24 protein-coding genes are annotated in these 26,185 nt (G+C 67.3%); 17 read left to right on the plus strand and 7 right to left on the minus strand.

Annotated elements, in window-relative coordinates:
* The first annotated feature begins 196 nt into the window (after window positions 1-196).
* Window positions 197-529, plus strand: a complete 333-nt coding sequence (locus BAMB_RS20120) for a sugar ABC transporter ATPase (protein ID WP_011659010.1) — start codon at window positions 197-199, stop codon at window positions 527-529.
* Window positions 530-665: 136 nt separating this feature from the next.
* Window positions 666-2,255: an ABC transporter substrate-binding protein gene (locus BAMB_RS20125; protein WP_011659011.1), complete on the plus strand. Its 1,590-nt coding sequence runs from the start codon at window positions 666-668 to the stop codon at window positions 2,253-2,255.
* A gap of 82 nt (window positions 2,256-2,337) precedes the next feature.
* Here the strand turns inward: BAMB_RS20125 and BAMB_RS20130 are convergent, their stop codons facing one another.
* Window positions 2,338-3,663, minus strand: a complete 1,326-nt coding sequence (locus BAMB_RS20130) for an Nramp family divalent metal transporter (RefSeq protein ID WP_011659012.1) — start codon at window positions 3,661-3,663, stop codon at window positions 2,338-2,340.
* A gap of 81 nt (window positions 3,664-3,744) precedes the next feature.
* Window positions 3,745-5,001: an oxalate decarboxylase family bicupin gene (locus BAMB_RS20135; protein WP_011659013.1), complete on the minus strand. Its 1,257-nt coding sequence runs from the start codon at window positions 4,999-5,001 to the stop codon at window positions 3,745-3,747.
* A 626-nt stretch (window positions 5,002-5,627) separates the two neighbouring features.
* On the opposite strand from BAMB_RS20135, the gene sapR reads away from it, so the two are divergent.
* The 13 genes from sapR (at window position 5,628) to BAMB_RS20200 (ending at window position 19,280) form a co-directional block, all read left to right on the plus strand.
* Window positions 5,628-6,521: a sap1 transcriptional regulator SapR gene (sapR, locus tag BAMB_RS20140; protein ID WP_011659014.1), complete on the plus strand. Its 894-nt coding sequence runs from the start codon at window positions 5,628-5,630 to the stop codon at window positions 6,519-6,521.
* A 14-nt stretch (window positions 6,522-6,535) separates the two neighbouring features.
* A complete protein-coding gene (gene ddpX / locus BAMB_RS20145) occupies window positions 6,536-7,099 on the plus strand; it encodes a D-alanyl-D-alanine dipeptidase (RefSeq protein ID WP_011659015.1) in 564 nt (187 codons plus the stop codon).
* Window positions 7,100-7,181: 82 nt separating this feature from the next.
* A complete protein-coding gene (locus BAMB_RS20150; protein WP_011659016.1) occupies window positions 7,182-8,783 on the plus strand; it encodes an ABC transporter substrate-binding protein in 1,602 nt (533 codons plus the stop codon).
* Between the two features lie 10 nt (window positions 8,784-8,793).
* A complete protein-coding gene (locus tag BAMB_RS20155; protein WP_011659017.1) occupies window positions 8,794-9,864 on the plus strand; it encodes an ABC transporter permease in 1,071 nt (356 codons plus the stop codon).
* 66 nt (window positions 9,865-9,930) lie between these two features.
* Window positions 9,931-10,845, plus strand: coding sequence for a nickel transporter permease (gene nikC, locus BAMB_RS20160; RefSeq protein WP_011659018.1), 915 nt, complete (start codon window positions 9,931-9,933; stop codon window positions 10,843-10,845).
* 1 nt (window position 10,846) lies between these two features.
* Window positions 10,847-11,761 (plus strand): ABC transporter ATP-binding protein, encoded by a 915-nt coding sequence (locus BAMB_RS20165; RefSeq protein WP_011659019.1) that lies wholly within the window; start codon window positions 10,847-10,849, stop codon window positions 11,759-11,761.
* On the plus strand, window positions 11,758-12,534 hold the full coding sequence (locus BAMB_RS20170; RefSeq protein WP_011659020.1) for an ABC transporter ATP-binding protein: 777 nt from the start codon (window positions 11,758-11,760) through the stop codon (window positions 12,532-12,534). Before BAMB_RS20165 ends, BAMB_RS20170 begins: the two co-directional genes overlap by 4 nt.
* 438 nt (window positions 12,535-12,972) lie before the next feature.
* A complete protein-coding gene (locus BAMB_RS20175) occupies window positions 12,973-13,524 on the plus strand; it encodes a fimbrial protein (protein WP_011659021.1) in 552 nt (183 codons plus the stop codon).
* A 112-nt stretch (window positions 13,525-13,636) separates the two neighbouring features.
* Window positions 13,637-14,377 (plus strand): fimbrial biogenesis chaperone, encoded by a 741-nt coding sequence (locus BAMB_RS20180; RefSeq protein ID WP_011659022.1) that lies wholly within the window; start codon window positions 13,637-13,639, stop codon window positions 14,375-14,377.
* A gap of 196 nt (window positions 14,378-14,573) precedes the next feature.
* Window positions 14,574-17,174, plus strand: a complete 2,601-nt coding sequence (locus BAMB_RS20185; protein ID WP_011659023.1) for a fimbria/pilus outer membrane usher protein — start codon at window positions 14,574-14,576, stop codon at window positions 17,172-17,174.
* 9 nt (window positions 17,175-17,183) lie between these two features.
* Window positions 17,184-18,188, plus strand: a complete 1,005-nt coding sequence (locus BAMB_RS20190; RefSeq protein ID WP_011659024.1) for a fimbrial protein — start codon at window positions 17,184-17,186, stop codon at window positions 18,186-18,188.
* A 152-nt stretch (window positions 18,189-18,340) separates the two neighbouring features.
* Window positions 18,341-18,595, plus strand: a complete 255-nt coding sequence (locus tag BAMB_RS20195; protein WP_011659025.1) for a GlsB/YeaQ/YmgE family stress response membrane protein — start codon at window positions 18,341-18,343, stop codon at window positions 18,593-18,595.
* Window positions 18,596-18,944: 349 nt separating this feature from the next.
* On the plus strand, window positions 18,945-19,280 hold the full coding sequence (locus tag BAMB_RS20200) for a hypothetical protein (RefSeq protein WP_011659026.1): 336 nt from the start codon (window positions 18,945-18,947) through the stop codon (window positions 19,278-19,280).
* A 22-nt stretch (window positions 19,281-19,302) separates the two neighbouring features.
* On the opposite strand, the gene BAMB_RS20205 is transcribed toward BAMB_RS20200, so the two are convergent.
* From BAMB_RS20205 to BAMB_RS20215, 3 genes are all read right to left on the minus strand, one after another.
* Complete coding sequence (locus tag BAMB_RS20205; protein ID WP_011659027.1) at window positions 19,303-20,175, minus strand: LysR substrate-binding domain-containing protein; 873 nt, start codon at window positions 20,173-20,175, stop codon at window positions 19,303-19,305.
* 124 nt (window positions 20,176-20,299) lie between these two features.
* A complete protein-coding gene (gene bla, locus BAMB_RS20210; protein WP_011659028.1) occupies window positions 20,300-21,199 on the minus strand; it encodes a class A beta-lactamase in 900 nt (299 codons plus the stop codon).
* A 200-nt stretch (window positions 21,200-21,399) separates the two neighbouring features.
* Window positions 21,400-22,239 (minus strand): peptidoglycan DD-metalloendopeptidase family protein, encoded by an 840-nt coding sequence (locus tag BAMB_RS20215; protein ID WP_011659029.1) that lies wholly within the window; start codon window positions 22,237-22,239, stop codon window positions 21,400-21,402.
* A 537-nt stretch (window positions 22,240-22,776) separates the two neighbouring features.
* Here BAMB_RS20215 and BAMB_RS20220 point away from each other — a divergent pair.
* Window positions 22,777-23,673, plus strand: a complete 897-nt coding sequence (locus BAMB_RS20220; protein ID WP_011659030.1) for a LysR substrate-binding domain-containing protein — start codon at window positions 22,777-22,779, stop codon at window positions 23,671-23,673.
* A 60-nt stretch (window positions 23,674-23,733) separates the two neighbouring features.
* Window positions 23,734-24,120, plus strand: coding sequence for an ester cyclase (locus BAMB_RS20225; protein WP_011659031.1), 387 nt, complete (start codon window positions 23,734-23,736; stop codon window positions 24,118-24,120).
* Window positions 24,121-24,184: 64 nt separating this feature from the next.
* Here the strand turns inward: BAMB_RS20225 and BAMB_RS20230 are convergent, their stop codons facing one another.
* Both BAMB_RS20230 and BAMB_RS20235 read right to left on the minus strand, forming a co-directional pair.
* Window positions 24,185-24,925, minus strand: a complete 741-nt coding sequence (locus tag BAMB_RS20230) for a sulfite exporter TauE/SafE family protein (RefSeq protein WP_041491487.1) — start codon at window positions 24,923-24,925, stop codon at window positions 24,185-24,187.
* Between the two features lie 144 nt (window positions 24,926-25,069).
* On the minus strand, window positions 25,070-26,086 hold the full coding sequence (locus tag BAMB_RS20235) for an aldo/keto reductase (protein WP_011659033.1): 1,017 nt from the start codon (window positions 26,084-26,086) through the stop codon (window positions 25,070-25,072).
* Window positions 26,087-26,185 lie beyond the last annotated feature (99 nt).

The raw sequence follows: 26,185 nt of genomic DNA on the forward strand, positions 1-26,185 counted from the left end.
GCGCGACAGCGGGCGCTTATGTATCGAATCGTTTCAGCATGCCGTATCCGTCAAGTGCCGCGGGTATACTCCGACGTCAGCCGCCGCCCGTATCTCAAAAAAGGCACGATCCCGGCGGTTTCGTCGCGAAGCTCCGCGTTTCGCGTATCCCGCGCCCCAGCCTCGACACGACACGACACACACGACGATTCCGATCATGAAACGATTCCTGCTGCTCCTTCCCGCCGCCCTGCTCGCCGCCTGCGGTTCCGCGCCCTCGTCCGACTCGGCCGCGTCCGGCTCGGCGCCGATGATCTACGTGTCGTCGGCGCGCCCCGCACACGCGATCGCCAACTGCCTCGACAGCCGCCTGTCCGGCACCGAGCAGTCGCAGCACAACGGCGTGACCGACATCACCGTCGGCTCGCGCTCGTACTTCGTCACGCTCACGCCGTCGGGCCGCGGCTCCGTCGTCAAGGTCGTGCGCGGCTCGGGCAGCGAGCCGGCCGAGGAAGCGATGCGCTTCGCGATCGCGCGCTGCGTGATCTGATTGCCGCCGGCGCCGGGCGCCCCGCCCGGCCCGCAAGCCATACCGCGGGCGCCGTCATGCGCGCCCGTCGAATATTTTCATCCGGGCCGCCGTCGATGAGAGAATCGCACCACGATTCTCTTTCCACGGAGCCCGCATGAAGCATCTGCTGTCCCGGCTGTTCGTCAGCGCCGCGCTCGTCGCGCTTGTTCCGGCGCTGCCGGCGCAGGCCGCGACGCCGCCCGGCATCTTCGTCGTCGCCACCCAGCTCGGCGAATTCACGACCCTCGACCCGAGCGAAATCTACGAGCTCGTGCCGTCCGAGTACGTCGCGAACACCTACGAACGGCTCGTGCGGGTCGACCTGAAGGACCCGACGCGCTTCGACGGGCAGATCGCACAATCGTGGACGGTCGGTGCCGACGGCGTCACCTACACGTTCAAGCTGCGCCCAGGCCTTACCTTCCATTCGGGCAACCCGGTCACCGCCGACGACGTCGCGTGGTCGCTGCAGCGCACCATCCAGCTCGACAAGGGCCCGGCCGGCGTGCTCGCCGATCTCGGTCTCACGAAGGCGAACGTGATGCAGAAGGTGCGCGCGATCGATCCGCAGACCTTCGTGCTCGAAACCGACCGCAAGTACGCGCCGAGCTTCGTGCTTAACGTGCTGAGCGCGTGCCCGGCGTCGGTGCTCGACAAGAAGCTGCTGATGTCGCACCAGCAGGGCAACGATTTCGGCAGCGGCTGGCTGAAGACCAACGACGCGGGCTCGGGCCCGTACCAGCTCGTCAAGTGGTCGCCGAACGAGAGCATCGTGCTGCAGCGTTTCGACAAGTACCGCGCGCCGTACGCGATGAAACGCGTCGTGCTGCGCCACGTGCCCGAGGCGTCCGCGCAGCGGCTGCTGCTCGAGAACGGCGACGTCGACGCGGCGCGCAACCTGAGCCCCGACAGCCTCGCCGCGCTGACCAAGGCCGGCAAGATCAAGGTCGCGTCGTGGCCCGTGTCCGCGCTGCTGTACCTGAGCCTGAACACGAAGAACGCGAATCTCGCGAAGCCGGACGTGCAGCAGGCGATGAAGTGGCTCGTCGATTACGACGGCATCCAGCGCAACATCGTCAGCACAACCTACAAGGTGCACGAGACTTTCCTGCCCGAAGGTTTCCTCGGCACGCTGAATTCGAACCCGTACAAGCTCGACGTCGCGAAGGCGAAAGCGCTGCTCGCGAAGGCCGGCTTGCCGAACGGCTTCGACGTGACGATGGACATGCCGAACGATTATCCGTACATCGAGATCGCGCAGGCGCTGCAGGCGAACTTCGCGCAGGCCGGCATTCGCGTGAAGCTGATCCCGGGCGATGCGAAGCAGGCGATCGGCAAGTACCGCGCGCGCCAGCACGACATCTTCATCGGCGAATGGTCGCCCGACTACATGGACCCGAACAGCAACGCGCGCGGGTTCGCATGGAATCCTGACAATTCCGATCAGTCGAAGACGAAGATGCTCGCATGGCGCAACAGCTGGGACATCCCGCAGCTGACGAAGGATACCGAGGCCGCGCTCGTCGAGCCGTCGTCCGCGAAGCGCGCGCAGCGCTACGAGGCGCTGCAGAAGTCCGTGCTCGCGAACTCGCCGTTCATCATCATGTTCGAGAAGGTCGTGCAGGTCGCCACGCGCCCCGGCACGACCGGGCCTGAGATCGGGCCGATCAACGATCTGGTGTCCTACCGGACGTTGAAAAAATAGCTTCACGGCGCTGCCCGCGCGGCCGCTCGGGGCCGCCGCGCGGGCGCGAGCGCCGTCGCCCCGCCTGCGCCGCGCGCGGCGTTCAGTTGAACGCCGCCCACACCAGATACGCGTTCAGCCCGACGATCACGACCGTGGCCGTGCCCGCGACGATCCGCAACGGCATCCGCATCGCATAGCGCCCCATCACATCGTTGCGCGCCGACAGGATCAGCAGCGCGATCATCGGCATCGGCAGCACGAAGCTCAGCACCACCTGGCTCGCGACCATCGCACGTGTGACGTCGCAGCCGCACGCGACCACCGCGAACGCGGGCGCGATCGTCACCGCGCGCCGCATCCAGACCGACAGGCGGCGCCGCATGAAGCCCTGCATCACGACCTGCCCGGCCATCGTGCCGACCACCGAGCTCGACACCCCCGACGTCAGCAGCGCGACGAGAAACAGCACGCCGGCCGCCGGCCCGAGCACGGGGATCAGCGTGTGATAAGCGTCGCCGATATCGGCCATGCCCGGCGCGCTGGCGTGGAACGCCGACGCCGCCATCATCACCATCGCGAGATTCACGAACCCGGCCAGGCCGAGCGCGACGACGACCTCGCGGTTCGAGAAGCGCATGAGCCGGCGCCGCTCCGTATCGTCGCGCGGCGCGATGCGATCCTGCGTGAGGCCCGAATGCAGATACAGCGTATGCGGCATGATCGTCGCGCCGATGATCCCGACCGCGATCGTCAGCGCCGCACGATCGGGAATCTGCGGGACGACCAGATGGAACGCGGCCGCGTGCCAGTCCTGCGGCGCGATCATCAGCTCGCCGAGATAGCAGGCGCCGATCACGCCGACCAACGCCGCGATCGCGGCTTCCAGCGGCCGGAAGCCGCGCTTCTCGAGCGCGAGGATCGCGCAGGTCGCGAGCGCCGTCGCGATCATCCCCGCGAACAGCGGCAGGTGGCACAGCAGCGCGAACGCGAGCGCGCCGCCGAGGAATTCGGCCAGATCGGTCGCCATCGCGGCGATCTCCGACGCGATCCACATGCCCCACACGATCGGCGCGGGAAAATGTTCGCGGCACAGCTCCGCGAGATTGCGACCGGTCACGATGCCGAGCTTCGCCGACATCGCCTGGAACAGCATCGCGATCGCGTTCGCGGCGAGCACGACCCACAGCAGCCGGTAGCCGTACGCGGCGCCGGCCTGGATGTTGGTCGCGAAGTTGCCGGGGTCCATATAGCCGATCGATGCGATCACGGCCGGGCCGACGAACGGCAACAGCGCGGCGATGCCGGTGCGACGCCCTTCCAGCGCCGCGCGTGCCGCGCCCTCTGCGGGAACGGCGCGATGGGCGCGATCGGTGGACAGATCGGGCAGCGCGAAGCCGCTGCTGGATTTGCTCGTGACGGGAATCATGGTCGGGTTCCGTTCGAATGAGAAAGGCTGGCCCTGGAGCGGGCCCGGCGGCCGGCCTGCCGCTTGCCGGCCGCTGCGGCGTTACAGCGGCATGACATCCGGACGATTGCGCGGAAACCGCGCAAGCACGTCAGGCGCGATATTCAGGTGTGCCTCGACGAGCTTCGGCGGCGTGTGCGCGAGCCAGTCGGACAGCGACACCTCCGCATAGCGGTCGGTCTTGAAGATTTCGAGGAACACGAGATCGGTGTTGCCGGTGTTCTGCACGTAGTGTCCGAGGCTCTTTTTCACGTAACCGACGTCGCCCGCGCGGAAGTCTGCCGTCTGCGCCTTCGGCCCCGTGTCGAACACGGTCATCCGCGCTTCGCCCTGCAGGTAGTACTGCCATTCGTCGGCATTCGGATGCCAGTGCAGCTCGCGCATGCCGCCCGGATGCACGGTGACGAGCGCCGCCGCAATCGTTTGCGATACGTTGAAGTTCGTGCTGTCGGCAATTCGCACCTCGCCGCCGCGCGTCTTCTTGAACGGCTTCATCGCGCCGAGCGAGAAGATGAACGGGTGCGGCGGCGCACCGGCCGAAGACGCGGACGCACGCTGGGCGTCCGCGAGCGGCCCCGGCTCGTCGCCCTGAAAGATCCACAGGTTGTCGAGCGGAATGTTCTTGAACGCGTCGGCCGGCACGCCGAAGTTGAGCGCGAGCACGTCCGGCGGCGTGTGCGCTACCCAGTCGGTCAGCAGCAGCGTGTTGAATTCGGACGCGCGGCCGTTGTCGAAGGCGAGCATGAATTCGGCGCCGTCGGTGCCGATTCCTTGCAGCGAGTGCGGCAGGCCGGGCGGGAAATACCAGAGATCGCCGGTTTTCACGTCCTGCACCGACGGGCGTCCCAGTTCGTCGAGCACGGTGATCCGGCAGCGGCCGTCGAGCATGATTGCCCATTCGGCCTGCTGGTGCCAGTGCATCTCGCGAATGCCGCCGCGCGTCAACCGCATGTTCACGCCGGAAATGGTTTCCGAAATCGCGAAATCGTCCTGCGTGACTTCGCGTGCCCATCCGCCGTTTTGAATGCGTTTATGCGCGTTATTGAATGACGCCCAGAATAACGGCATGCCGTTGATATCGGTGGCCGGCGGATCCTGGAAAGACGGGAATTGATTCGCCAATGCGGGATTCTTCGGCCCCGGGTCGGTCAATCCCTGCTTGTTGCGCGCGTTGATCGCCCCTTCCGGCGGGCTGTCCGGATTGCCGAACGAAGCCGCCTTGGCCGTTACCGCAATGCCCGCGGCGGCAATCGCGCCGGCCGTACTCGTCAACATCCTGCGTCGAGAAAGATTCGTCATGTTTCCCTCTTCATCATTTCAATTAATCGAATATTCACTACCAACGTTCACCGCTTTTTCGTTTTTCGAAAATCGGCATGCCGTGACGCAAGTTAAATACAAGTCGACTTAAAAATTAAATGAATTATTAAGCTGGATTAATGAGTTAATGTGATCAAGTTGGGGTTTTGTAATTGTTGCAGTGCAAGGACGTATGCTGCGATGTCGGGCGGGTGCAGAGGAGCCAGCCGGTTTGCTGTGCATACGACGGGCGCGGGCCGCGGCGCAGTCCGATTTCGGCGGAAGCGTCCTCGCTAGTACTGCCATTTATTCGCATCACTTATCAATTAAGCAGACGGGATACACGCAAACCGATGCGCACGCATTTCACTCGCTGCGGCATGCGTCGGCGTGCGGTTCAGTTGCGGGGCATGTCGATGAACCACCACCGTGCGGCGAATGTCGGGCCGCTAGAGAAGTTGCAAGCGCCCCCTCAACCGGCAAATGGCTAGGCCGGCGCGGCGCGCACCTCCGTGGACAGGCTATTCGCAGCGCCCATCGCATAGCTTTTTTTATCTGGCGCCGCTTTTTTTGGCTCTGTCAGATAGATGACATTCAGTCAGCAAACGACAAAGATCTAACAGCCGATGACTTGCGCCTTCGCCCGTACCGTCGAATCCCGCTTTGCCGAGCTGACGCCGACGGCGAAGCGCATCGCGAGCTACATGCTCGCGAACCTCGACCGGCTGGGGCTCGAGACGGCCGACCAGATCGCGCAGCAGACCGGCACCAGCGGTATCTCGGTCGGGCGCTTCCTGCGCAGCGTCGGCTACCGCAACCTCGACGACCTGAAACGCGAGCTGCGCGGCGGCGCCGACCGGCCGTGGATGATCACCGACCGCCTCGACGAATACCGCCGCACAAACGGCACCAACGGCACCGCCGGCACCCAAGCGGCCGCCATCCACAGCGACGACCGCGCGCTCGCGTCGTCGCTCGATCGCGAACTCGACGCGATCCGCCACGTGTACCGGCTCGCCGAGGAACCGGTGTTCGCGCAGGTCGCGGACCGGATCGCGCACGCCGACGCCGTGTTCATCCTCGGCATCCAGTCGACCCGCGGCATCAGCAATGCGTTCAGCAGCTATCTCGAGTACTTGCGCCCGCGCGTGTTCTATTCGGACGGTCAGTCGGGCTCGTACGTCGACTCGCTGAATTCCGAATTCGAGCGGCCGTATTGCATCGTCACCGACGTGCGCGCCTATTCGCGCAGCGCGCGCCGCTATTGCCAGGCGGCCGCCGAGCGCGGCCAGCCGTTCGCGCTGGTCACCGATCTCTATTGCCCGTGGGCGCGCGAATGGCCGGCCGACCTGCTGCAGGTAAAGACTGACGTCGGCCAGTTCTGGGATTCGCTCGCGCCGCTCACCTGCCTGTTCAACCTGCTGATCACTGCCGTGGTCGATCGCCTCGGTCCCGCGATCGACCGGCGCGTCGCGCGCAACCGCGAACTGCAGCACACGTTCGACCAATTCGAATCCTGAGCACCCGACTGCCGATGAACCCGCCCCGCCTCGTCGAAATCACGCCCGCCACGCATCGCGTCGAGATCGATCTCGTCTACGCGACCGAGCGCAACCTGACCGGGAAGCCGATCTATCGCCGCGCGCACTGCCTGCTACTCGAACCGGCCGAGGCCGCGCTGCGCCGCGCGGTCGACGTCGCCGCGCAGGCCGGCTTCACGCTGCGCATCTACGACGCATACCGGCCGCCGCAGGCGCAGCAGGTGCTGTGGGATTTCCTGCCCGATCCGAACTTCATCGCCGATCTCGGCCGCGGCTCGAATCACAGCCGCGGCACCGCGCTCGACCTGACGCTCGTCGGCGCGCACGGCGAGCCGCTCGACATGGGCACCGGCTTCGACGAGATGGTGGCCGCATCGGGCCATTTCCACGCGGGGTTGCCCGAGCCAGTGCAACGCAACCGGCTGCTGTTGCTCGGCGTGATGCATGCGGCCGGCTTCGCGCATATCGACAGCGAATGGTGGCACTACGAACTACCCGGATCGCATGCGTTGCCGCCGATCGACAACGCGGCGAGCGGCCCGTGGCGGTTGATGTGACGACGATGCACGTTCCCCTCATCGTTCACGCTCGACAACTTCGACAACCTCAACGATTTCAACGACAGACGGAGAAGCGCCCATGAAACTCCCGACCTCCCGGCTCGTCGCGGCACTGGCCGCCGCGTCCGTTCTCGCCACCGTTCCGCTTCGCGCCGCGCACGCGGAAACGCCGAAGGACATGTTCGTGATGGCCACGCTGCTCGACGAATTCACGACGCTCGATCCCGGCGAGATCTACGAGCTGGTGCCGGAGGAATACGTCGCGAATACCTACGACCGGCTCGTGCGCGTCGACCTGCGCGATCCGTCGAAATTCAACGGCGATGTCGCGCAGTCGTGGACGGTGAGCGCCGACGGGCTGACCTATACGTTCAAGCTGCGCTCGGGGCTCAAGTTCCATTCGGGCAACCCGCTGACGGCCGACGACGTCGCGTGGTCGATCCAGCGCGCGGTGCTGCTCGACAAGGGCCCGGCCGCCGTGCTGACGGGCATCGGCCTCACGAAGGCGAACGTCGCGGCGAACGTGAAGAAGCTCGACGACCAGACGGTGTCGATCACGACCGACCACAAATACGCGCCGACCTTCGTGCTGAACGTGCTCGGCTCGTGGCCCGCGTCGGTGGTCGACAAGAAGCTGCTGCTGTCGCACCAGCAGGGCAACGACTTCGGCAACGCCTGGCTGAAGACCAACGAGGCCGGCTCCGGCGCCTACAAGCTGGTCAAGTGGAGCGCCGGCGACAGCATCGTGCTGCAGCGCTTCGACGGCTACCGGCTGCCGCTCGCGATGAAGCGCATCGTGCTGCGCCATGTGCCTGAAGCGGCGAGCCAGCGCCTGCTGCTGGAAAACGGTGATGTGGACGCGGCACGCGACCTGAGCCCGGACGATCTCGCGGCGGTCGTGAAATCCGGCAAGGCGAAGGTCGCGGCATCGCCGCAGGCGACGCTGCTGTATCTCGGCCTGAACACGAAGAACCCGACGCTCGCGAAGCCCGACGTGCAGGAAGCGCTGAAGTGGCTGGTCGACTATTCCGGTATCCAGGCCAACGTCGTGAAGACGACCTACAAGGTGCATCAGACCTTCCTGCCCGAAGGCTTCCTCGGCACGCTGAAGGCGAACCCGTACAAGCTCGACGTCGCGAAGGCGAAGGCGCTGCTCGCGAAGGCCGGCGTGCCGAACGGCTTCTCGGTGACGATGGATGTGCGCAACGACTATCCGTACACGGAGATCGCGCAGGCCGTGCAGGCGAATTTCGCGCAGGCGGGCGTCAAGGTGCAGCTGATCCCCGGCGACAACAAGCAGACGCTCGCGAAATACCGCGCGCGCCAGCACGACATCTACATCGGCGAATGGTCGGCCGACTACATCGATCCGCACAGCAACGCGCAGGGTTTTGCATGGAACCCCGACAACTCCGACAAGTCGAGCTATAAAATGCTCGCCTGGCGCAACAGCTGGGACATTCCGCAATTCACGAAGGAGACCGACGCCGCCCTCGCCGAGCCGACCGCCGCGCAACGCGCGCAACGGTATCAGGCGATGCAGAAGGAGATGCTCGCGCGCTCGCCGTTCGTGATCATGTTCGAGAAAGTCGCGCAGGTCGCGACGCGGCCCGGCGTGAGCGGGCTCGAAGTCGGACCGATCAACGATCTCGTGTCGTACCGTAACCTGAAGAAGCCTTAAGATTCGCCGCATGTCGACTCCCGCCTCCTCCCTCGAAGCACTGCGCACGCTGCCCGCGCGGCGCCCGGCCGTTCGCTGGGCACTGCGCGTGCTGCGCTGGGCGCTCACGCTCGCCGTCACGTTCGCGGGCCTGCTCGCGCTAACGTTCGTGATCGGCCGCAAGGTGCCGATCGATCCCGTGCTCGCGATCCTCGGCGATCGCGCGTCGGCCGAGGCGTACGCGGCCGAGCGCATCGCGCTCGGTCTCGACAAGCCGCTCGTCACGCAATTCCTGATCTACGCGCGCGACGTGCTGCACGGCAATCTCGGCATGTCGCTGCTGACGTCGAACCCGGTGCTCGACGACATCAGGCGCGTCTTCCCCGCCACGCTCGAACTCGCGACGATCGCGACCCTGATCGGCATCGCGCTCGGCGTGCCGCTCGGCGTCGCGGCCGCGGTGAAGCACAACCGGCCGATCGACCACATCGCGCGCTTCGTCGGCCTGATCGGCAATTCGGTGCCGGTGTTCTGGCTCGGGCTGATGGGGCTGCTGCTGTTCTATGCGCGGCTGCACTGGGTCGGCGGCCCCGGCCGGCTCGATCCCGTGTACGACGGCATGGTCGACCCGCGCACCGGCAGCCTGCTGCTCGACTCGGCGCTCGCGGGCGAGTGGGACGTGTTCCGCAACGCGGTGTCGCACATCGCGCTGCCAGCCGCGATCCTCGGCTACTACTCGGTCGCGTACCTGAGCCGGATGACGCGCTCGTTCATGCTCGACCAGCTGAGCCAGGAATACATCGTCACCGCGCGCGCGAAGGGCCTGTCCGAGCGCCGCGTGATCTGGCGGCATGCGTTCGGCAACATCGCGGTGCCGCTGCTCACCGTGATCGCGCTCACGTACAGCAACCTGCTCGAAGGCTCGGTGCTGACCGAGATCGTGTTCGCGTGGCCGGGGCTCGGCTCGTACCTGACGGGCGCGCTGCTGAACGCCGACATGAACGCGGTGCTCGGCGCGACGCTCGTGATCGGCGTGATGTTCATCACCGTCAACCTGCTGACCGACGCGCTGTATCGCGTGTTCGATCCGCGTGCGCGCTGAGGGCCGCTTCGACATGACCGCTTCCCCCCTGCTTCTTTCCCCGTCCATGCCGAAGGTCGTCCGATCATGAATGCCGAGCGTCTCACGCTGCGCGCGTGGCTTCTCTCCGATGCGCCCGCGTCGCGCTCGCAGGCCGCGTTCGGCCTCGCGTACCGCCGCTGGCGCCGCTTCGCGGGCAATCCGCTCAACCTGTTCGGACTCGCGATCCTGGTCGTGCTGATCGTCGTTGCGATCGTCGGCCCGCTGATCATGCCGCACGATCCGCTGCGCCAGGTACTGTCCGACCGCCTGCTGCCGCCCGGCTCGGCATCGCACTGGCTCGGCACCGACCAGCTCGGCCGCGACATCCTCTCGCGGCTGATCGGCGGCTCGCGCCTCACGCTCGGCATCGCGCTGCTCGTCGTCGTGATCGTCGTGCCGATCGGCCTGATGATCGGCACGACGGCCGGCTATTGCGGCGGCTTCACCGACAGCGTGCTGATGCGCATCACCGACATCGCGCTCGCGTTCCCGAAGATCGTGCTCGCGCTCGCGTTCGCGGCCGCGCTCGGGCCGGGCGTGATCAACGCGGTCGTCGCGATCTCGATCACCGCGTGGCCCGCGTATGCGCGGCTCGCGCGCGCGGAAACGATCCGCATCGCGCAGGCCGACTACATCCATGCGGCGCGGCTGCAAGGCGCATCGGGTCCGCGGATCCTGCTGCGCTACATCGTGCCGCTGTGCATGTCGTCGGTGATCGTGCGCGCGACGCTCGACATGGCCGGCATCATCCTGACCGTCGCGGGCTTGGGCTTCCTCGGCCTCGGCGCGCAGCCGCCGAGCCCCGAATGGGGTTTCATGGTCGCGTCGGGCCGCAACGTGCTGCTCGACGCATGGTGGGTCGCGACGCTGCCCGGCGCGGCAATCCTGCTCGTCAGCCTCGCGTTCAACCTGCTCGGCGACGGGCTGCGCGACGTCTTCGATCCGCGTCATGGAGCGTGACATGCCACTGAATTCCACCGCCGCCGCCGCGCCGCTCTGCGAGATCGACGGCCTGAAGATCGGGTTTCGCGGGCACGACGGCGTCGTGTCCGACGCGGTACGCGACCTGTCGCTGACGCTCGCGCCGGGCGAACGGCTCGGCATCGTCGGCGAGTCGGGCTCCGGCAAATCGCTGACGGGCCGCGCGCTGCTCGGCCTGCTGCCCGACGCCGCACGCTGGTCGGCCCGCACGATGCGCTTCGCGGGCCACGACCTGCTCGCGATGTCGGCCGGCGAGCGCCGGCGCCTGTGCGGCAGCCAGATGGGGATGATCCTGCAGGATCCGAAGTATTCGCTGAACCCGGTGATGACCGTCGCGAAGCAGATGGGCGAGGCGTTCCGGCGGCACGAGCCGAAGTTGCGCGGCCGCGCGCTGCGCGAGCGGATCGTCGATGCGCTCGCGGCCGTGCAGATTCGCGATCCGGCGCGCGTGGCCGATGCGTATCCGCACGAGCTGTCGGGCGGCATGGGCCAGCGCGTGATGATCGCGATGATGGTGTCGACCGGCCCGCGCCTGCTGATCGCCGACGAACCGACCTCCGCGCTCGACGTCGCGGTGTCGATGCAGGTGCTCGCGGTGCTCGACGCGATGATCGCGCGGCACGGCACGGGCCTGATGTTCATCAGCCACGACCTGCCGCTCGTGATGTCGTTCTGCGATCGCGTCGCGGTGATGTATGCGGGCCGCGTCGTCGAAACCTGCGCCGCGCGCGACCTGCGCGATGCGACGCATCCGTACACGCGCGGGCTGCTGGCGGCGAATCCGCCGCTCGCGAACCCGCCCGACGAACTGCCGGTGCTGCGTCGCGATCCGGCGTGGCTGAACGCGGCTTCGTCCGCGCCATCTTCGAATCAATCCCGGGAGGCCGCACGATGATCGATGTCGACCACGCGTCGATCCGTTTTCCGACCCGCACGGGTCATGTCGACGCCGTGCGCGATGCAAGCTTCGCGGTACGCGACGGCGAGGTGTTCGGGCTCGTCGGTGAATCGGGCTCCGGCAAGTCGACGCTGCTACGCGCGCTGACCGGCCTCGTGCCGCTCGCGGGCGGCAGCCTGTCGATCCACGGCCGGCCGGTGGGCGGCACGCCCGAGCGCGCATTCCGCCGCCAGGTGCAGATGGTGTTCCAGGATCCGTACGGGTCGCTGCATCCGCGCTTCACGGTCGACCAGACGCTGCGCGAGCCGCTGTCGATCCACGGAATCGGGGACGCCGACGCGCGCATCGCTCGCGCGCTGTCGGAGGTCGGGCTCGGCCCGGCATTCCGCTTCCGGTATCCGCATCAGTTGTCGGGCGGCCAGCGCCAGCGCATCGCGATCGCGCGCGCACTGATCGTCGAGCCGCGCGTGCTGCTGCTCGACGAGCCGACCTCCGCACTCGACGTGTCGGTGCAGGCCGAAATCCTGAACCTGCTGCGCCGCCTGCATCGCGAACGCAACCTGACGATGATCCTCGTGAGCCACAACCTCGCGGTGATCGGCTTCCTGTGCCAGCGCGTCGCGGTGATGCAGCACGGCGAGATCGTCGAGCAGCTGCGGATCGAGGACGTGCGCGCCGGCCAGGTCGCACGCGATTACACGCGCACGCTGCTGCGCGCGACCGAAGGCTATCGCCGGCTGGATCCGGCGATCGACGCGCCGGCGGGCTGACGAGCAGCGCGCGGCTGCTCGAGCGGTCGATCGCTCGAACGCTCGAACGCTCGACGATAGTGCGACGCGGCGCGTGTCGCCGCGCGCGTCGCATCGCATGTCCCAGGCGCGATACGCCATGCCGGCTGCCGTCATGCACCGTCGGCCCGTCATTCCAATCCCCATCCGCTTCGGATAGCACCCGGAAGAAATCGGCCTTTCGACCGGTTTCCGGTATCGACATGCTCGCGCACGCGAGCCCTTCCTGCCGCCCCCTCCGCCTGCCGACTCCGGCACAAAATAAATTAGTACGAGTACTAGAAAAAATAGATATCAATTAGTACCCGTCAAATTACAAACGCCTTACATAAATCGCATAATTTGAGCCGAAACGCGTCGATCAGAGTTTTAAATTCAATTGACGCCTTCAAAAACCGAAGTTTATTTGGAGATTTAAATATGCGATTCATCAAGCGCAGCGCCATCCCGTTCCTGCTCATCGCCGCCGGCGCGGCCTTTTCGTCGGCCGCCCACGCGGCGGACGGCACCGTCACCTTCCGCGGCAACATCATCGCGTCGACGTGCAGCGTCGATGGCGGATCCGATCTCACCGTCCCGCTGCCGCCGGTCAGCACCACCGCGCTCGCCGATGTCGGCTCCGTCGCCGGTCGCAGTGCGTTCTCGCTGGCGCTGACCGGCTGCACGGTCGGCGACGACAACCCGGTGAAGGTCGGCGTCATGTTCGAGAACGGCACGAACGTCGATCAGTCGACCGGTCGACTGACGATCGACTCGGGCGCCAAGGCCGCCGAAGGCGTCCAGATCAACGTGCTGGATTCGCAGCAGAACCACATCCCGGTCGGCGCGCAAACCGGCGCGAACACCGAGATGGTCGCGATCGATGCCGACGGCAAGGCGAAGGTGAACTACTTCGCCGAGTACTACGCCGCAAGCGCCGTGAAGGCCGGCGACGTCACGTCGCGTGTCGAGTACTCGCTCATCTATCAGTAAGGGCCTCGCGTGGAGATCGCCGCTCCGGCGATCTCCGCCCGTCACGCCGCGCGACGCGGAACCCGCTGTTTCCGCCCGCTCCCTGCCCCCAAACGATCCGATTCTCACGCCCATGAAACTGTTGAAGCTCTTCCGTACGTTGACCCTCGCGGTCACAGCGTTCGCGTCGCAGGCCGACGCGAGCGTCGTGATCGCCGGCACACGCGTGATCTTCCCGTCCACGGAGCGCGAAGTCACGATCCAGCTCACGAACGACAGCAAGCGTCCGGCACTGGTGCAGGCATGGCTCGACGACGGCGACAGCCGCGCGTTGCCGGAGAACATCGACGTGCCGTTCACGCTCACGCCGTCGATGTTCCGGATGGAAGCCGGCAACGGGCAGACGCTGCGCCTCGTGCATACCGGCGAACCGCTGCCTGCCGATCGGGAATCGCTGTTCTGGCTGAACGTGCTCGAAGTGCCGCCGAAGGCCGCCGCGACCGAGAACCGCAACCGCATCCAGCTGGCGTTCCGCTCACGCATCAAGCTCATGTACCGCCCCGCCGGGTTGGCCGGCAACGCGGACGACGCCCCGATGCAAGTCGACTGGCGCGTGGTTCGCGGCGACGGCGGCTATGCACTCGAGGCCCGCAATCCGACACCGTACGTCGTCAATTTCGGCAACGTGCAACTGAAGTCCGGCGGCCGCAAGCACGACGCCGGCATGGGCTACGTGCTGCCCCGAAGCACGCAGCGGTTCCCGATCAAGGATCTCGCCGGCGCACCCGCCGCGGGATCAACCGTCGAGTTCGGCAGCATCAACGACTGGGGCCGGGCAACCGACATCGAACGTCCGGTCGGCGTCGAACCGTAACGCGACCGAGGCCGGCAGCGCCTGGCAACGGCGCGCGCCGAGCGTTCTCCCCGTTTCGTGCGCCGTCGCTTCGGCCGTTCCGACCGACCGCCACGAAAACCCCTGATTCGCCATTCGCCGCCGCGCGGTGCGGCACCGTCGCGCCTGCGCCGGCGAAACGCGCCCGCTCGCCCCGAACCTTTGTGGAGTATTGCGCATGACCCCGACCCGACTGCCTCGCCGCGGCGCGGCCGACATGCCGCACGTCAAGCCGATCCATCTACTGGTGGCGGCCTGCGTCGCCGCGTGGTCCGCCCATGGCCGCGCGACGACGCAGGCAGCCGCCGAAAGCACGCTCGCGCACGTCGAGTTCGACGGCGCGTTCCTGCAGAGCCGCCTGGGCAAGCATGTCGATGTGTCGCGCTTCGCGCAGCGCAACGTGACGGCGCCCGGCGTGTACACCACCGACATCCATGTCGGTCCCGACTGGATCGGCCGCTACGACGTGCGCTTCGTGGCCGCGCCGGATTCGGGCGACGCGCGGCCGTGCTTCGACCGCACGCAGCTCGAGCGCGTTGGCGTCGATTTCGGCAAGCTCGCTCCGGAGGTGCTCGCGCGACTGGACAGCGACGGCGCCTGCCTGCAACTCGAGCAGGTCGTGCCGGGCGCCAGCGCGGCATTCGACTTCGCGCGACAGACACTGCGGCTGTCGATCCCGCAGGCGTCGCTCGTACGCAAGGCGCGCGGCTACGTGAGCCCCGATCAATGGACCTCCGGCGAAACCGTCGGCCTGCTCGGCTACAACTTCAATCTTTATACGTCGAAGGCCAGCGGCCACACCACGCAGACGCAAGGCTATCTCGGCCTGAACGGCGGCGTGAACCTCGGCAACTGGCGCTTTCGCCACGAAGGCTCCTATTCATGGTCGTCGCGCGGTGAGAGCCGGTATCAGGACATCGCGACCTATCTCCAGCGCGACTTGCCGTCGCTGTCGTCGCAGCTCGTCGTCGGCGAAAGCTATACGTCGGGCGAACTGTTCGACTCGACGCAGTTCCGCGGCGTGCGCCTGTCGACCGATGACCGCATGCTGCCCGACTCGCTGCGCGGCTATGCGCCCGTGGTGCGCGGCATCGCGAACAGCAACGCGAAGGTGACGATCCGCCAGAACGACGTGACGATCTACGAGACGACGGTCGCACCCGGCAATTTCGAAATCGACGACCTCTATCCGACCGGGTACGGCGGCGACCTGCAGGTATCGGTTGCCGAAGCCGACGGCTCCGTGCACTCGTTCTCGGTACCCTACGCCGCCGTGCCGATGTCGCTGCGGCCGGGCATCGGCCGCTACAGCTTCGTCGCGGGCACGCTGCGCAATCCCCACGGATCGAGCCAGCCGCTGTTCACGCAGGCGACCTACCAGCGCGGCCTGACCAACCTGCTGACGGCCTACGGCGGCGTCACGCTCGCGGGCGGTTACGCGTCGGCGATGCTGGGCGGCGCGTTCAACACGTCGTTCGGCGCGTTCGGCGCGGACGTCACGCATGCGCTGACCTCGATCCCGGGCGCGAAGCGCTACAGCGGTTCGAGCGTGCGCGTCAGCTATGCGAAGTCGGTCGATGCGACCGGCACCGATATCGCACTCGCCGCGTATCGCTATTCGACGGACGGCTATTTCGGCCTCAACGACGCGATGCAGGCACGCGATGCCGCGCGCGACGGCCGCTCGGCGCAGTCGGTCTGGCGCCAGCGCAATCGCGCGTCGCTGGCGCTCACCCAGCGGCTGGGCACGACCGGCGGCCGCATCAATACGACGGCATCGGCCGTCAACTACTGGAACCGCCCCGGCTCGGACGTCAATTACTCGGTCGGCTACACGAACCAGTTTCGCAATATTTCCTACAGCCTGACGGCCACGCGGCAGCGCAATGCCGGCGGCGACATGGGCACGCTCTATTACGCCAGCGTCACGATCCCGTTGGGCCGCGAGCGCCCGATGACCGTGTCGGGCAACGTGTCGCGCGACACGCTCGGCCGCACCCGGTTGCAATCGACGCTGTCCGGATCGCTCGGCGAGGACCACGCGCTGTCGTACAGCGTCAGCGCGAACCACGCGTCCGGCCCGAACTCGGGCACGGACGGCAGCGCCAACGTCACGTACCGCACGCGCGTCGCGGAAGTCAATGCCAGCGCCGGCGCGAGCACGGACTTCCAGCAGGGCTCGCTCGCTGTGCGCGGCGCGCTGGTCGCACACCGCGGCGGCATCACGTTCTCGCAGCCGGTATCCGAGACGTTCGCGATCGTCGAAGCGCCCGGCGCGGCCGGCGCGCGCGTCACGAACGCGGCGGGCGTCAAGGTCGACGGCAACGGCTACGCGGTCGTGCCGTATCTCACGCCATACAGCCTCAATACGGTCGCACTCGATCCGAAGGGCATCCCGATGGATGTCGAGCTGAAGGAAACCAGCCGGCAGATCGCGCCGCGCGCCGGCGCGGTGCCGCTCATCCGGTTTGCGACCGACACCGGCCGCGCGGCGCTCGTTCAGGCGCGCCAGGCCGACGGCACGCCGTTGCCGTTCGGCGCCGCGGTGCACGACGAGACCGGCAAGGAAGTCGGCGTCGTCGGCCAGGCGAGCAGGATCTTCGCGCGCGGGCTCACCGACAGCGGTTCGCTGACGGTCCAATGGGGCGCCGACGACCGTCGCTCGATCTGTCGAATCGCATACGAGCTGCCTGTCGCGGAACATCGCCGGCCATCGTCGGGCATTCGGATCGTCAAGAGCATCTGCGAGCCCGACACCACGGCCGCCGGCATTCAATAAGGAATCCCCATGTTCAATTTCCGTCCATCGTTCGTATCGATCCGAGTGACGAGCCCGGCACGCATCGCGCACACGCGCGACGCATGCAGCGGCATGGCCCGACGCTGCGCCCGCATGAGCGCGGTTGCCGCGGCGGTTCTGCTCGCCTGCGTCGCATTCGCGGCCGACGCGAGCGCCGCCTCCCTCTATGCGTTCGGGCAGGCCACCGTTTCGAGCCCCGGCAACGCCACGCCGGGCACGATCGTCGCACGTCATTACTTCACGCCGCATGACGTTTGCGGCGCGAGCACCTGCCAGATCACGAGCATCACGATGTACGCCAAAGGCGGCGTGTGGGTGTCCGACGGCCCCGATCTGGAAACCAACGTGTCCGGACTGTCGACGCGCATGATCGTCGACGGTAACGTCGCCGTCTCGTCGACGCGGACGACGCTGCGCAACACGCTCGAAATCATGCTGTTTCGCGACAGCCGGCTGCCGCAGGACGGGTCGCTCAATTCCGGCATGCTCAGCGCCTATTACACGATCAATTACAAGTCCGGCATCCTCGGCGCGTCGTCGCCGGTCTTCCTCGCCGCGAAGGTCAGTTTCATCAACGGAACGTGCTCGATTCCCGACCAGACCGTCACGCTGCCGTCCGTGCAGCACAACGTCTTCAACGGCATCGGTTCGACCGCCGGCGCGACGGATTTTCAGGTGCAGTTGAACAACTGCCCGGCCGGTTACAACCGCATCGGCTATCAAATAGCTCCGCTGGACGACGTGGTCGCCGGCACGCCGGGCGGGATGCAGTTGCGCCCGGATGCCACGGCCAGCGGCATCGGCATCCAGGTCGCCGACGCCACGACCGGCCAGCCGCTGACGCTGAGGAAGTCGCACACGGTGACGGGCTACAACCCGGCCACCGGCGGATCGCCGACGATCCGGCTGCGTGCGTCCTACCTGCAGACAGGCGCGAAGGTCGGCAGTGGTTCGGTTCACGCGGCCGCGCAGGTTCTGCTCGACTACCAATGAACGACGCGCCGCCGCGGCCCTGACATCCGCGCGACGCGGGCGGCGTGCGATACTCGGCACGCCCGCACCGGTTCGACTCCCCGGGGAACCCCGGTGCGCCAGGCGAGTCCATCTCCTTTCGTCAACAACTCAACAGCATTAGGGAGGCGTTCATGCTGCAATTCATCGAAACCCTGGTAGTCGGACTCATCGTCGGCCTCCTCGCCCGCGCGCTCAAGCCCGGCGACGACAAGATGGGCATCCTGATGACCGTCGTGCTCGGCGTCGTCGGCTCGCTCGCCGCAGGCTACATCGGCCGCGCCGCCGGCTGGTATGCGCCGGGCCAGGGCGCAGGCTGGATCGCGTCGATCATCGGCGCGATCGTGCTGCTCGTGGTCGTCGGCGCGGTGCGCAAGCGCGCCGGCTGATCGCCACATTTCGCTGCGATGCGATACGGCCGCTCGTCATGAGCGGCCGTTTTCTTTTGGCATCGCCAATCACCGGATCGTTGAGTCCTCAACGATCGAGCGGCGGCCTCCCCCTCCATCGACGCTCTTCCCGCCAGCCTACGTCCCCCGGCAATACCCTGCCTTGCGCCCCCACAAATTTGAGATAAATTGATTGGAGGAATACGGCGTCGTTTGCCTATGTCCGTTATTTCCGATTTTTCATTCAAGAGGTCCGATGGATTTGCCGTTTACGCATACAGCATCGCAGCGTTGACGGACTGCCATTCGAGCGGCCCGGCTGCGACGCGCTTGCCCTCTGGAGCCCGTCATGAAGCATCGCCCGTTTGCCGCCTCGGTTGCCCTGGCTGTCTCGCTTCTGGCCTCGTCCTCATCATTTGCCGCCGGCACGGGCGGCATCATCCACTTCACCGGCATGATCATCGAACCGCCGTGCTCGTTCGAACTCGACACGGCCGACGCCGTGCATGCGCACGTGCGCCCCGAATGTCCGCGCCCGGCCGCGGGCCAAATCGCGTTCGTCGACGCGGCCAGCCTGCGCACGATCAAGACCACGAACTTTACGCAAGCCTCGCGCGCAATCGTTTTACCTGACCGTCCGCGCAACGCGCCTGCGCGAATGATCGCGGTCGTGACCTACCAGTGAGACGTGCCGCCGGAGCGTCGTATCAGTCGCGATTGCAGGCGATCCAGTCGCTGAACGCGCGGATCTTCTGCTGGCTGGCGAGGTTCTCCGGATAGACGAAAAAGTAGCGGGCGCCGGTCTCGAGCACGATGTCGAACGGCCGTTCGAGCCGGCGCGCACTGACGTCGTCGTCGACGAGCGTCACGTCGCCGATCGCGACGCCGAAGCCCTGCGTCGCCGCGTTGGTCGCGAGGTCGAGCGTATCGAAGGTCGGCCCGCGCTCCGCATCGACCGCGCGCTCGCCGGCGTAATCGAGCCACGCGCGCCAGTCGCGATGGTCGCGCGTCGGATGCAGCAGCGTATGGCGCGCGAGATCGCCGACCACATCGAGCGGTGCGGCCTGCCGCAACTCGGGTGCGCACACCGGCGTCAACCGCTCGTCGAACAGCGGCAGCGCGCACACGCCGGCGCCCGGCGACGTGCCGTAGACGACCGCCGCATCGAACGGCTCGGTCGAGAAATCGACGACGTGCTGCCACGCGGTCGTGATCTGCACATGGAGATCGGGATGCTCGCCCTGGAAGCGCATGATCCGCGGCAGCATCCAGCGCATCACGCAGGTCGGCACCTTCAGCGCGAGATCGGTGCGCTGCCGCGTGAGCTTCATCGAGATGTCCTCGATCCGCGAGAAGCTCTCGTCGACCACCGGCAGCAATTGCTCGCCCTCCGCCGTCAGCGTGAGGCCCTTCGCGTGCCGCTTGAACAATGGAAAACCGTAATGCGCCTCGAGCGTCTGGATCTGCCGGCTGACCGCGCCTTGCGTGAGACACAGCTGCTCGGCCGCGCGCGTGAAGCTGCGGTGGCGGGCCACGGTCGAGAAGATCTGCAGCGCGTGCAGGGGTGGGAGTCGGCGCATGACGAGGCAGGTAGACGAAACATCCGCGCCGAAGCACGGCGCGGCAAGGCCGCGCGCCGGCACCGGCGCGCGCTGATCGACACGATAAGCCAAACGCCCGCTTTACGCGAGGTGCGCCGGACGCTCAGGCCGTTGCGGTGAGCGCGCCCGTCGCGATGCGCACCGCCGACGCGACGACATCCGCGCGGGCCGCCGCGTCGGCACGCGGCTGCGTGAACGACACGGCCAGCACGATCGGCGCGCGCGACGGCGGCCATAGCACCGCGACGTCGGTCGTCGTGCCGTAGCCGCCGGTGCCGGCCTTGTCCGCGACACGCCAGCCGGGCGGCACGCCGGCCGCGATCCCGGTCGCGCCGCGCGTGCCGCCGGTCATCCATTCGGTGAGCTGCGCACGCTGCGGCTCGCGCAGCGTATCGCCGAGCAGCAGTTGCTGCACCGTGTCGACCATCGCGACCGGCGTCGACGTATCGCGCTCGTCGCCGGGCGCGGCCAGATTCAGTTCGGGTTCCCAGCGGTCGAGCCGGAACACGGTGTCGCCGCTCTCATGCGCGAACGACGTGACGGCCTGCGGGCCGCCGAGCACGCGCATCAGCAGGTTGCCGGCGCCCTTGTCGCCCGACTGCAGCATCGCCGCGCACAGCTGCGCGATCGTCATCCCCGTGTCGACATGACTTTCCGTCACCGGCGAGCCGGCCACGACTTCATAGCGGCGATACAGGATGCGGCGCGGCAGCAGCGATGCGTCGAGCGAACCGCGCGCGAGGATCGCGGCGGCCGCAACGACCGCATAGGTGCCGCACACCGGGAAGCGCTCGCGCGCGTGATGCGCGATGCGCGTGCCGTTCGACGTATCGAGTACGGCGATACCGAGCCGGCCGTTCGATGCCTTTTCGAGCGCGGCGAGTTCGGCCTGGGCGGCATGGGCGTGCACCTGGTCGGCGACGGGCGCCGACGAGCACGCGGCGACGAAAGGCGCGGCGACGGCGGCGAGCAACAGCGAGCGGCGTGTCGGAGAATATTCCATGGATGAGTGGTGTTCTGTCGGAAACGGTGGCACGGAGCAACGCACGCATCGTCGATACGCACGCGTTCATGCCGACGGCCGGCTCGCGACGGCATGTGCCGCGCATCCCCAAAGACGCCCGTCGGCCCCGCGGACGCGGGACTCGCATAAGCCCCTAGCGTAACAGCGAGCGCGGCCACGTTCCAGCGGCGCGACCCGCTTCAGCCTTGCGAAGAAGGCAGGTACGGCATCGGATTGACGGGCTTGCCGTCACGCCGCACCTCGAACAGCAGCGCGACACGCGAGTTGTCGAGGTCGCCCATCTCCGCGATCGCGTCGCCCTGGTGCACGATGTCGCCGGTCTTCACGAGCAGCTTGCGGTTGTGCGCATAGGCGGTCAGGAAATCCGCGTTGTGCTGGACGATGATCAGGCTGCCGTAATCGTTCAGGCCGGTGCCCGCATACATCACGCGGCCGTCGGCCGCCGCGCGCACCGGGTCGCCCGGGCGGCCGGCGATCTGGATGCCGCGGTTCTGCCCCGGCCGGAACGCGTCGACGATCTTGCCCTGCGCGGGCCACGTGAGCGCCACCGCGCCCGCATGCCGCTTGGTTTCCTTCACGACCTGCCGGTCGCTCGCCGTCGACGCGCTCGCCTGGCCCGCGCCCGTCGAACCGTTCGCGGCGACCTGCGCGCCGACGTTCGCCGCCGGCCCCTGCAACGGCTGCGGCCGGACGATGCGCAGCACCTGCCCCATACGCAGCTTGCCGCGACCGTCGAGCTTGTTCCAGGTGCGCAGGTCGGCGACGCTGCAATCGTTCGCGGACGCGATGCTCGACAGCGAGTCGCCGCGTTTCACCACGTACTTCTGTGCGACGAGAATTGGCGCAGGCGGCGGCGTCGTGGGCGTGGACGCCCGCGCGGCGGCAGGCTGGCTCGACGGCGCGCCCGCCAGCGTGTCGCTCGGCGGGACGGGCGGCGCGCTGGCACAACCGGCCATCACGAGCACCGCGGCCAGGCCGGACAGCCACGCCGACTTGCGGCAAATCTCGTGCAGTTTCATGGACGATCGACTCCGGTTTGACAATCTTTCAAGCATCTCAAAAACGGAACGGCCCACGTGTAACCGGATGCAAACAATGATGACAAACGATCACGCGCCGGGCGTCGGCAGACGCTTGTTACCGGTAATACGGTCGAATTCGGAAAAACTTGACGGCTTTGGGCGTACGATGCGGCAAAAATTTCGCATCACGCCATTATTTCGAACGGCTTTCAATGCGCGCCTGGCCCCGGCGGACAGATGAGCCGGCCCGCGCCGCCCGTCCCCTCAGCGCAGCCAGTCGACCAGCTCCGCGCACGCCCACGCGACACCGATGCACAGGAACAGCACGTGCAACGCGATCTTGAACGACACGCCCCACGACGAATCGATCCGCATGACAGTCTCCTCCGGGGATATGCGGCCATCATCCGGCTTCGATCCCGCCCCGAAAATGCGGAAGCGGCGAATGGGGCCTCAAGCCCAGCCTGAGACCGGCGCGGCGGTTCCTGCTAACGTATCGGCCATTCCAATCGTTACGCGCCCCCTGCTCCCGCCATGCGCTTCGACCTGACCGACCTGCGGCTCTTCCTGAACATCTGCGAGGCCGGCACGATCACGGGCGGCGCCGAGCGCACCCACATCACGCTGCAGGCCGCGAGCGAGCGGATCCGCGGGATGGAGGACGAACTCGGCGTGCCGCTGCTGCATCGGGCCAAGTCGGGCACGCAGGTGACCGACGCCGGCCGCACGCTCGAGCACCACGCGCGCACGGTGCTGCAGCAGATCGACCACATGCGCGGCGAACTGCAGCAATACGGCCAGGGGCTGCGCGGGCATATCCGACTGCTGTGCAACACGGCGTCGCTGAGCGAATACCTGCCGGACGCGCTCGCCGCGTATCTGCCGCATCACCCGAAACTGTCGATCAGCGTCGAGGAGCGCTCGAGCCAGGAGATCGTCCATGCGATCCGCAACAAGACGGCCGAGGTCGGCATCGTCGCCGATTCGGTCGGGCTCGGCGGGCTCGAACAGAAGCCGTTCCGCGAGGACTGGCTGATCGCGGTCGTGCCGGCCGGGCATCCGCTCGCCGCGCGCGACAAGGTCGCGTTCGACGAGATCGCCGACGCGGATTTCATCGGACTGACCGACGGCAGCGCGCTGCAGGTCCATCTCGCGGACCAGGCGCGTGCGCTCGGCAAGCGGATTCGCTACCGTGTCCAGTTGAAGAGTTTCGATGCGATCTGCCGCGTGATCGAAAGCGGCGTGGGCATCGGCATCGTGTCGCGCCATGCGGCCGAGCGCGCGATGCAGACGATGGACGTGCGGCTCGTCGAGCTGTCCGACGCGTGGAGCCACCGCAAGCTGACGCTCTGCGCGCGATCGTTCGATGCGCTGCCGAAATATACGCAGGCGTTCGTGTCGTATCTGTCGGGCGAGACACCGCCGCGCTGAACGACACGCACCATCACCATCCGGAACCACCGCGCGAAACACGAGGAGGAAACCGCAGCCATGACCGCAACTGACCTCGCGATGCGCTACCGCGCATACATCGACTGCCTGAACCGGCAGGACTGGGCGGCACTCGGCCAGTACGTCGCCGACAACGTGATCCACAACGACCGGCCGCTCGGCCTGGCCGGTTACCGCGCGATGCTGGAGCAGGATTTCCGCGACATTCCGGATCTCCATTTCGAAATCCGGCTGCTCGTGTGCGAACCGCCGCGCGTCGCGTGCCGGCTTCGCTTCGCCTGTGCGCCGCAAGGGACCTTCATGGGGCTCGCCGTGGACGGCACGCGCGTCACGTTCGCCGAGAACGTGTTCTACGAATTTCACGACGGCAGGATCCGGCAGGTCTGGTCCGTGATCGACAAGGCCGCGATCGAAGCGCAGCTGTGACGATGCGGGCCGGGCCCATCCGGGCCGGGCCGATCCTGGCCGGCCCCTCCGGGCGGGCCGATGCTCACCGCAATCCGGTCACGGCCATGTAAGCACCGAGCGCGATCATCCCGACGAAGAAGCAGCGCTTGAACGCCTGCTCGCTCATCACGCGCCGTGCGTATTGCCCGCCGACCATCCCCGCGAGCGCCGGCACGAGCGCCAGCGCCGATACGCCGAGATCGATGGTCTGCAGCCCGCCCGTCACGCGCAACTGCAGGCCGAGCGCGATCGTCGACGCGGTAAACGACAGCCCGAGCGCCTGGATCAGGTCGTCCTTCGACAGGCGCAGCGCCTGCAGGTACGGCACGGCCGGCACGACGAACACGCCGGTCGCGGCCGTCACGACGCCCGTGAGATAGCCGATGACGGCCGACAACCACTTCTCGTGACGCCCGGGCGCGGGCAGCCGCGCGGCGGCAAGCCCCCAGCAGCCGTATGCGACCAGTACGATGCCGAGCGCCGCGTGCGTCCACGTGCTGCCGGCCGCGAGCGCAGGCAGCCCGCCCGTCAGCGTGCCGATCGTCAGCCCGGCGAGCAGCGGCCACAGACGTCGCAGCAACGGCCCGAACGACGGACCGAGCCACAACTGCCACACATTGGTGATGAACGACGGCACGAGCAGCAGGCTCGCGGCGGCCGATGGCGGCATCGCGAGCGTCAGCAGCCCCATCGCGATCGTCGGCAGCCCGAGGCCGATCATGCCCTTGACCGCGCCGGCCAGCAGAAAGACCAGCACGATGATCGTCAGCGTATGAATTTGCATGGAAGGCGTTCCGTCCGGTCGAATACGGCGCCGATGGTGAACCACCGTCGCGCCGCCCGCCATCTGGTTTTGCCTGAGGCTGGCTCGGGCCCGTCCATCCGGGCTCGTCCACCCGGCACCCCGCCGCGCGCGCCGCCCGGGCGCTCACGCGCCGTGGGCCGGCCCCCGTCCCTGCTCGCTGTCGAGGTGCGCCATCTGCGAGGCCGGATAACGCTCGCCGGCAGCCGCCCCGGCGGGAACCGCCGCTTCGATGCGAGCGAGATCATCGACCGTTAGTTGCAACTCAGTGGCGCGCACTGCGTCCTGAAGCTGGGTGCGCTTGCGCGCGCCGACCAGCGGCACGATGTCGTCGCCGCGCGACAGCACCCATGCGATGGCGACCTGCGCCGGATTGCTGCCCTTCTCGTTCGCGATCGCGCGCAGTGCGTCGACCAGCGCGAGATTGTGCGCGAGGTTCTCGCCCTGGAAACGCGGGCTGGCCGCGCGGAAATCGCGCTCGCCCTGCCGTGCCGCGCTCCAGCCGCCGCCGAGCAGCCCGCGCGACAGCACGCCGTACGCCGTCACGCCGATCCCGAGTTCGCGGCACACGGGCAGGATGTCCGCCTCGATTCCGCGCGACAGCAGCGAGTATTCGATCTGCAGGTCGGCGATCGGCGCGACGGCCGCCGCGCGGCGGATCGTGTCGGCGCCGAGCTCCGACAGGCCGATATGGCGCACATAGCCGGCCTTCACGAGATCGGCGATCGCGCCGACCGTCTCCTCGATCGGCACCGCCGGATCGACGCGCGCCGGCCGGTAGATGTCGATATGGTCGGTGCCGAGCCGCTTCAGCGAATACGCGACGAAGTTCCGGATCGCCTCCGGCCGCGCGTCGTAGCCGACGAACGCGCCGGCCGGATCGCGCAGCGCGCCGAACTTCACGCTGATCAGCACCTGGTCGCGCGTACGGCCGCGCAGCGCGTCGCGAATCAGCATCTCGTTGTCGCCCATCCCGTAGAAGTCGCCGGTATCGAGCAACGTGATCCCGTGGTCGAGCGCCGCGTGCAGCGTCGCGATGCTTTCGTCGCGATCGGCCGGCCCGTAGAAATCCGACATCCCCATGCAGCCGAGTGCGATCGCCGAAACCCGCGGGCCCGTGCGGCCCAGTTGACGCTTGTCCATGTCCGTTTCCTTGTGGTGGTGAGTGAATGAACCGGATTCTCGGCGCATTGCGGCGCGTGATAAACGCGAAACCCGCAACCAAATCATTCGACGCTGATT

Origin of the sequence: Burkholderia ambifaria AMMD (assembly GCF_000203915.1) — a bacterium.
In the GTDB taxonomy this organism is placed as follows: domain Bacteria; phylum Pseudomonadota; class Gammaproteobacteria; order Burkholderiales; family Burkholderiaceae; genus Burkholderia; species Burkholderia ambifaria.

Bases quoted from the DNA above. Each gene is read 5' to 3' on its own strand.
- BAMB_RS20120 (WP_011659010.1), top strand. From the start codon at position 197: ATGAAACGATTCCTGCTGCTCCTTCCCGCCGCCCTGCTCGCCGCCTGC.
- BAMB_RS20125 (WP_011659011.1), top strand. From the start codon at position 666: ATGAAGCATCTGCTGTCCCGGCTGTTCGTCAGCGCCGCGCTCGTCGCG.
- BAMB_RS20130 (WP_011659012.1), bottom strand. From the start codon at position 3,663: ATGATTCCCGTCACGAGCAAATCCAGCAGCGGCTTCGCGCTGCCCGAT.
- BAMB_RS20135 (WP_011659013.1), bottom strand. From the start codon at position 5,001: ATGACGAATCTTTCTCGACGCAGGATGTTGACGAGTACGGCCGGCGCG.
- sapR (WP_011659014.1), top strand. From the start codon at position 5,628: ATGACTTGCGCCTTCGCCCGTACCGTCGAATCCCGCTTTGCCGAGCTG.
- ddpX (WP_011659015.1), top strand. From the start codon at position 6,536: ATGAACCCGCCCCGCCTCGTCGAAATCACGCCCGCCACGCATCGCGTC.
- BAMB_RS20150 (WP_011659016.1), top strand. From the start codon at position 7,182: ATGAAACTCCCGACCTCCCGGCTCGTCGCGGCACTGGCCGCCGCGTCC.
- BAMB_RS20155 (WP_011659017.1), top strand. From the start codon at position 8,794: ATGTCGACTCCCGCCTCCTCCCTCGAAGCACTGCGCACGCTGCCCGCG.
- nikC (WP_011659018.1), top strand. From the start codon at position 9,931: ATGAATGCCGAGCGTCTCACGCTGCGCGCGTGGCTTCTCTCCGATGCG.
- BAMB_RS20165 (WP_011659019.1), top strand. From the start codon at position 10,847: ATGCCACTGAATTCCACCGCCGCCGCCGCGCCGCTCTGCGAGATCGAC.
- BAMB_RS20170 (WP_011659020.1), top strand. From the start codon at position 11,758: ATGATCGATGTCGACCACGCGTCGATCCGTTTTCCGACCCGCACGGGT.
- BAMB_RS20175 (WP_011659021.1), top strand. From the start codon at position 12,973: ATGCGATTCATCAAGCGCAGCGCCATCCCGTTCCTGCTCATCGCCGCC.
- BAMB_RS20180 (WP_011659022.1), top strand. From the start codon at position 13,637: ATGAAACTGTTGAAGCTCTTCCGTACGTTGACCCTCGCGGTCACAGCG.
- BAMB_RS20185 (WP_011659023.1), top strand. From the start codon at position 14,574: ATGACCCCGACCCGACTGCCTCGCCGCGGCGCGGCCGACATGCCGCAC.
- BAMB_RS20190 (WP_011659024.1), top strand. From the start codon at position 17,184: ATGTTCAATTTCCGTCCATCGTTCGTATCGATCCGAGTGACGAGCCCG.
- BAMB_RS20195 (WP_011659025.1), top strand. From the start codon at position 18,341: ATGCTGCAATTCATCGAAACCCTGGTAGTCGGACTCATCGTCGGCCTC.
- BAMB_RS20200 (WP_011659026.1), top strand. From the start codon at position 18,945: ATGAAGCATCGCCCGTTTGCCGCCTCGGTTGCCCTGGCTGTCTCGCTT.
- BAMB_RS20205 (WP_011659027.1), bottom strand. From the start codon at position 20,175: ATGCGCCGACTCCCACCCCTGCACGCGCTGCAGATCTTCTCGACCGTG.
- bla (WP_011659028.1), bottom strand. From the start codon at position 21,199: ATGGAATATTCTCCGACACGCCGCTCGCTGTTGCTCGCCGCCGTCGCC.
- BAMB_RS20215 (WP_011659029.1), bottom strand. From the start codon at position 22,239: ATGAAACTGCACGAGATTTGCCGCAAGTCGGCGTGGCTGTCCGGCCTG.
- BAMB_RS20220 (WP_011659030.1), top strand. From the start codon at position 22,777: ATGCGCTTCGACCTGACCGACCTGCGGCTCTTCCTGAACATCTGCGAG.
- BAMB_RS20225 (WP_011659031.1), top strand. From the start codon at position 23,734: ATGACCGCAACTGACCTCGCGATGCGCTACCGCGCATACATCGACTGC.
- BAMB_RS20230 (WP_041491487.1), bottom strand. From the start codon at position 24,925: ATGCAAATTCATACGCTGACGATCATCGTGCTGGTCTTTCTGCTGGCC.
- BAMB_RS20235 (WP_011659033.1), bottom strand. From the start codon at position 26,086: ATGGACAAGCGTCAACTGGGCCGCACGGGCCCGCGGGTTTCGGCGATC.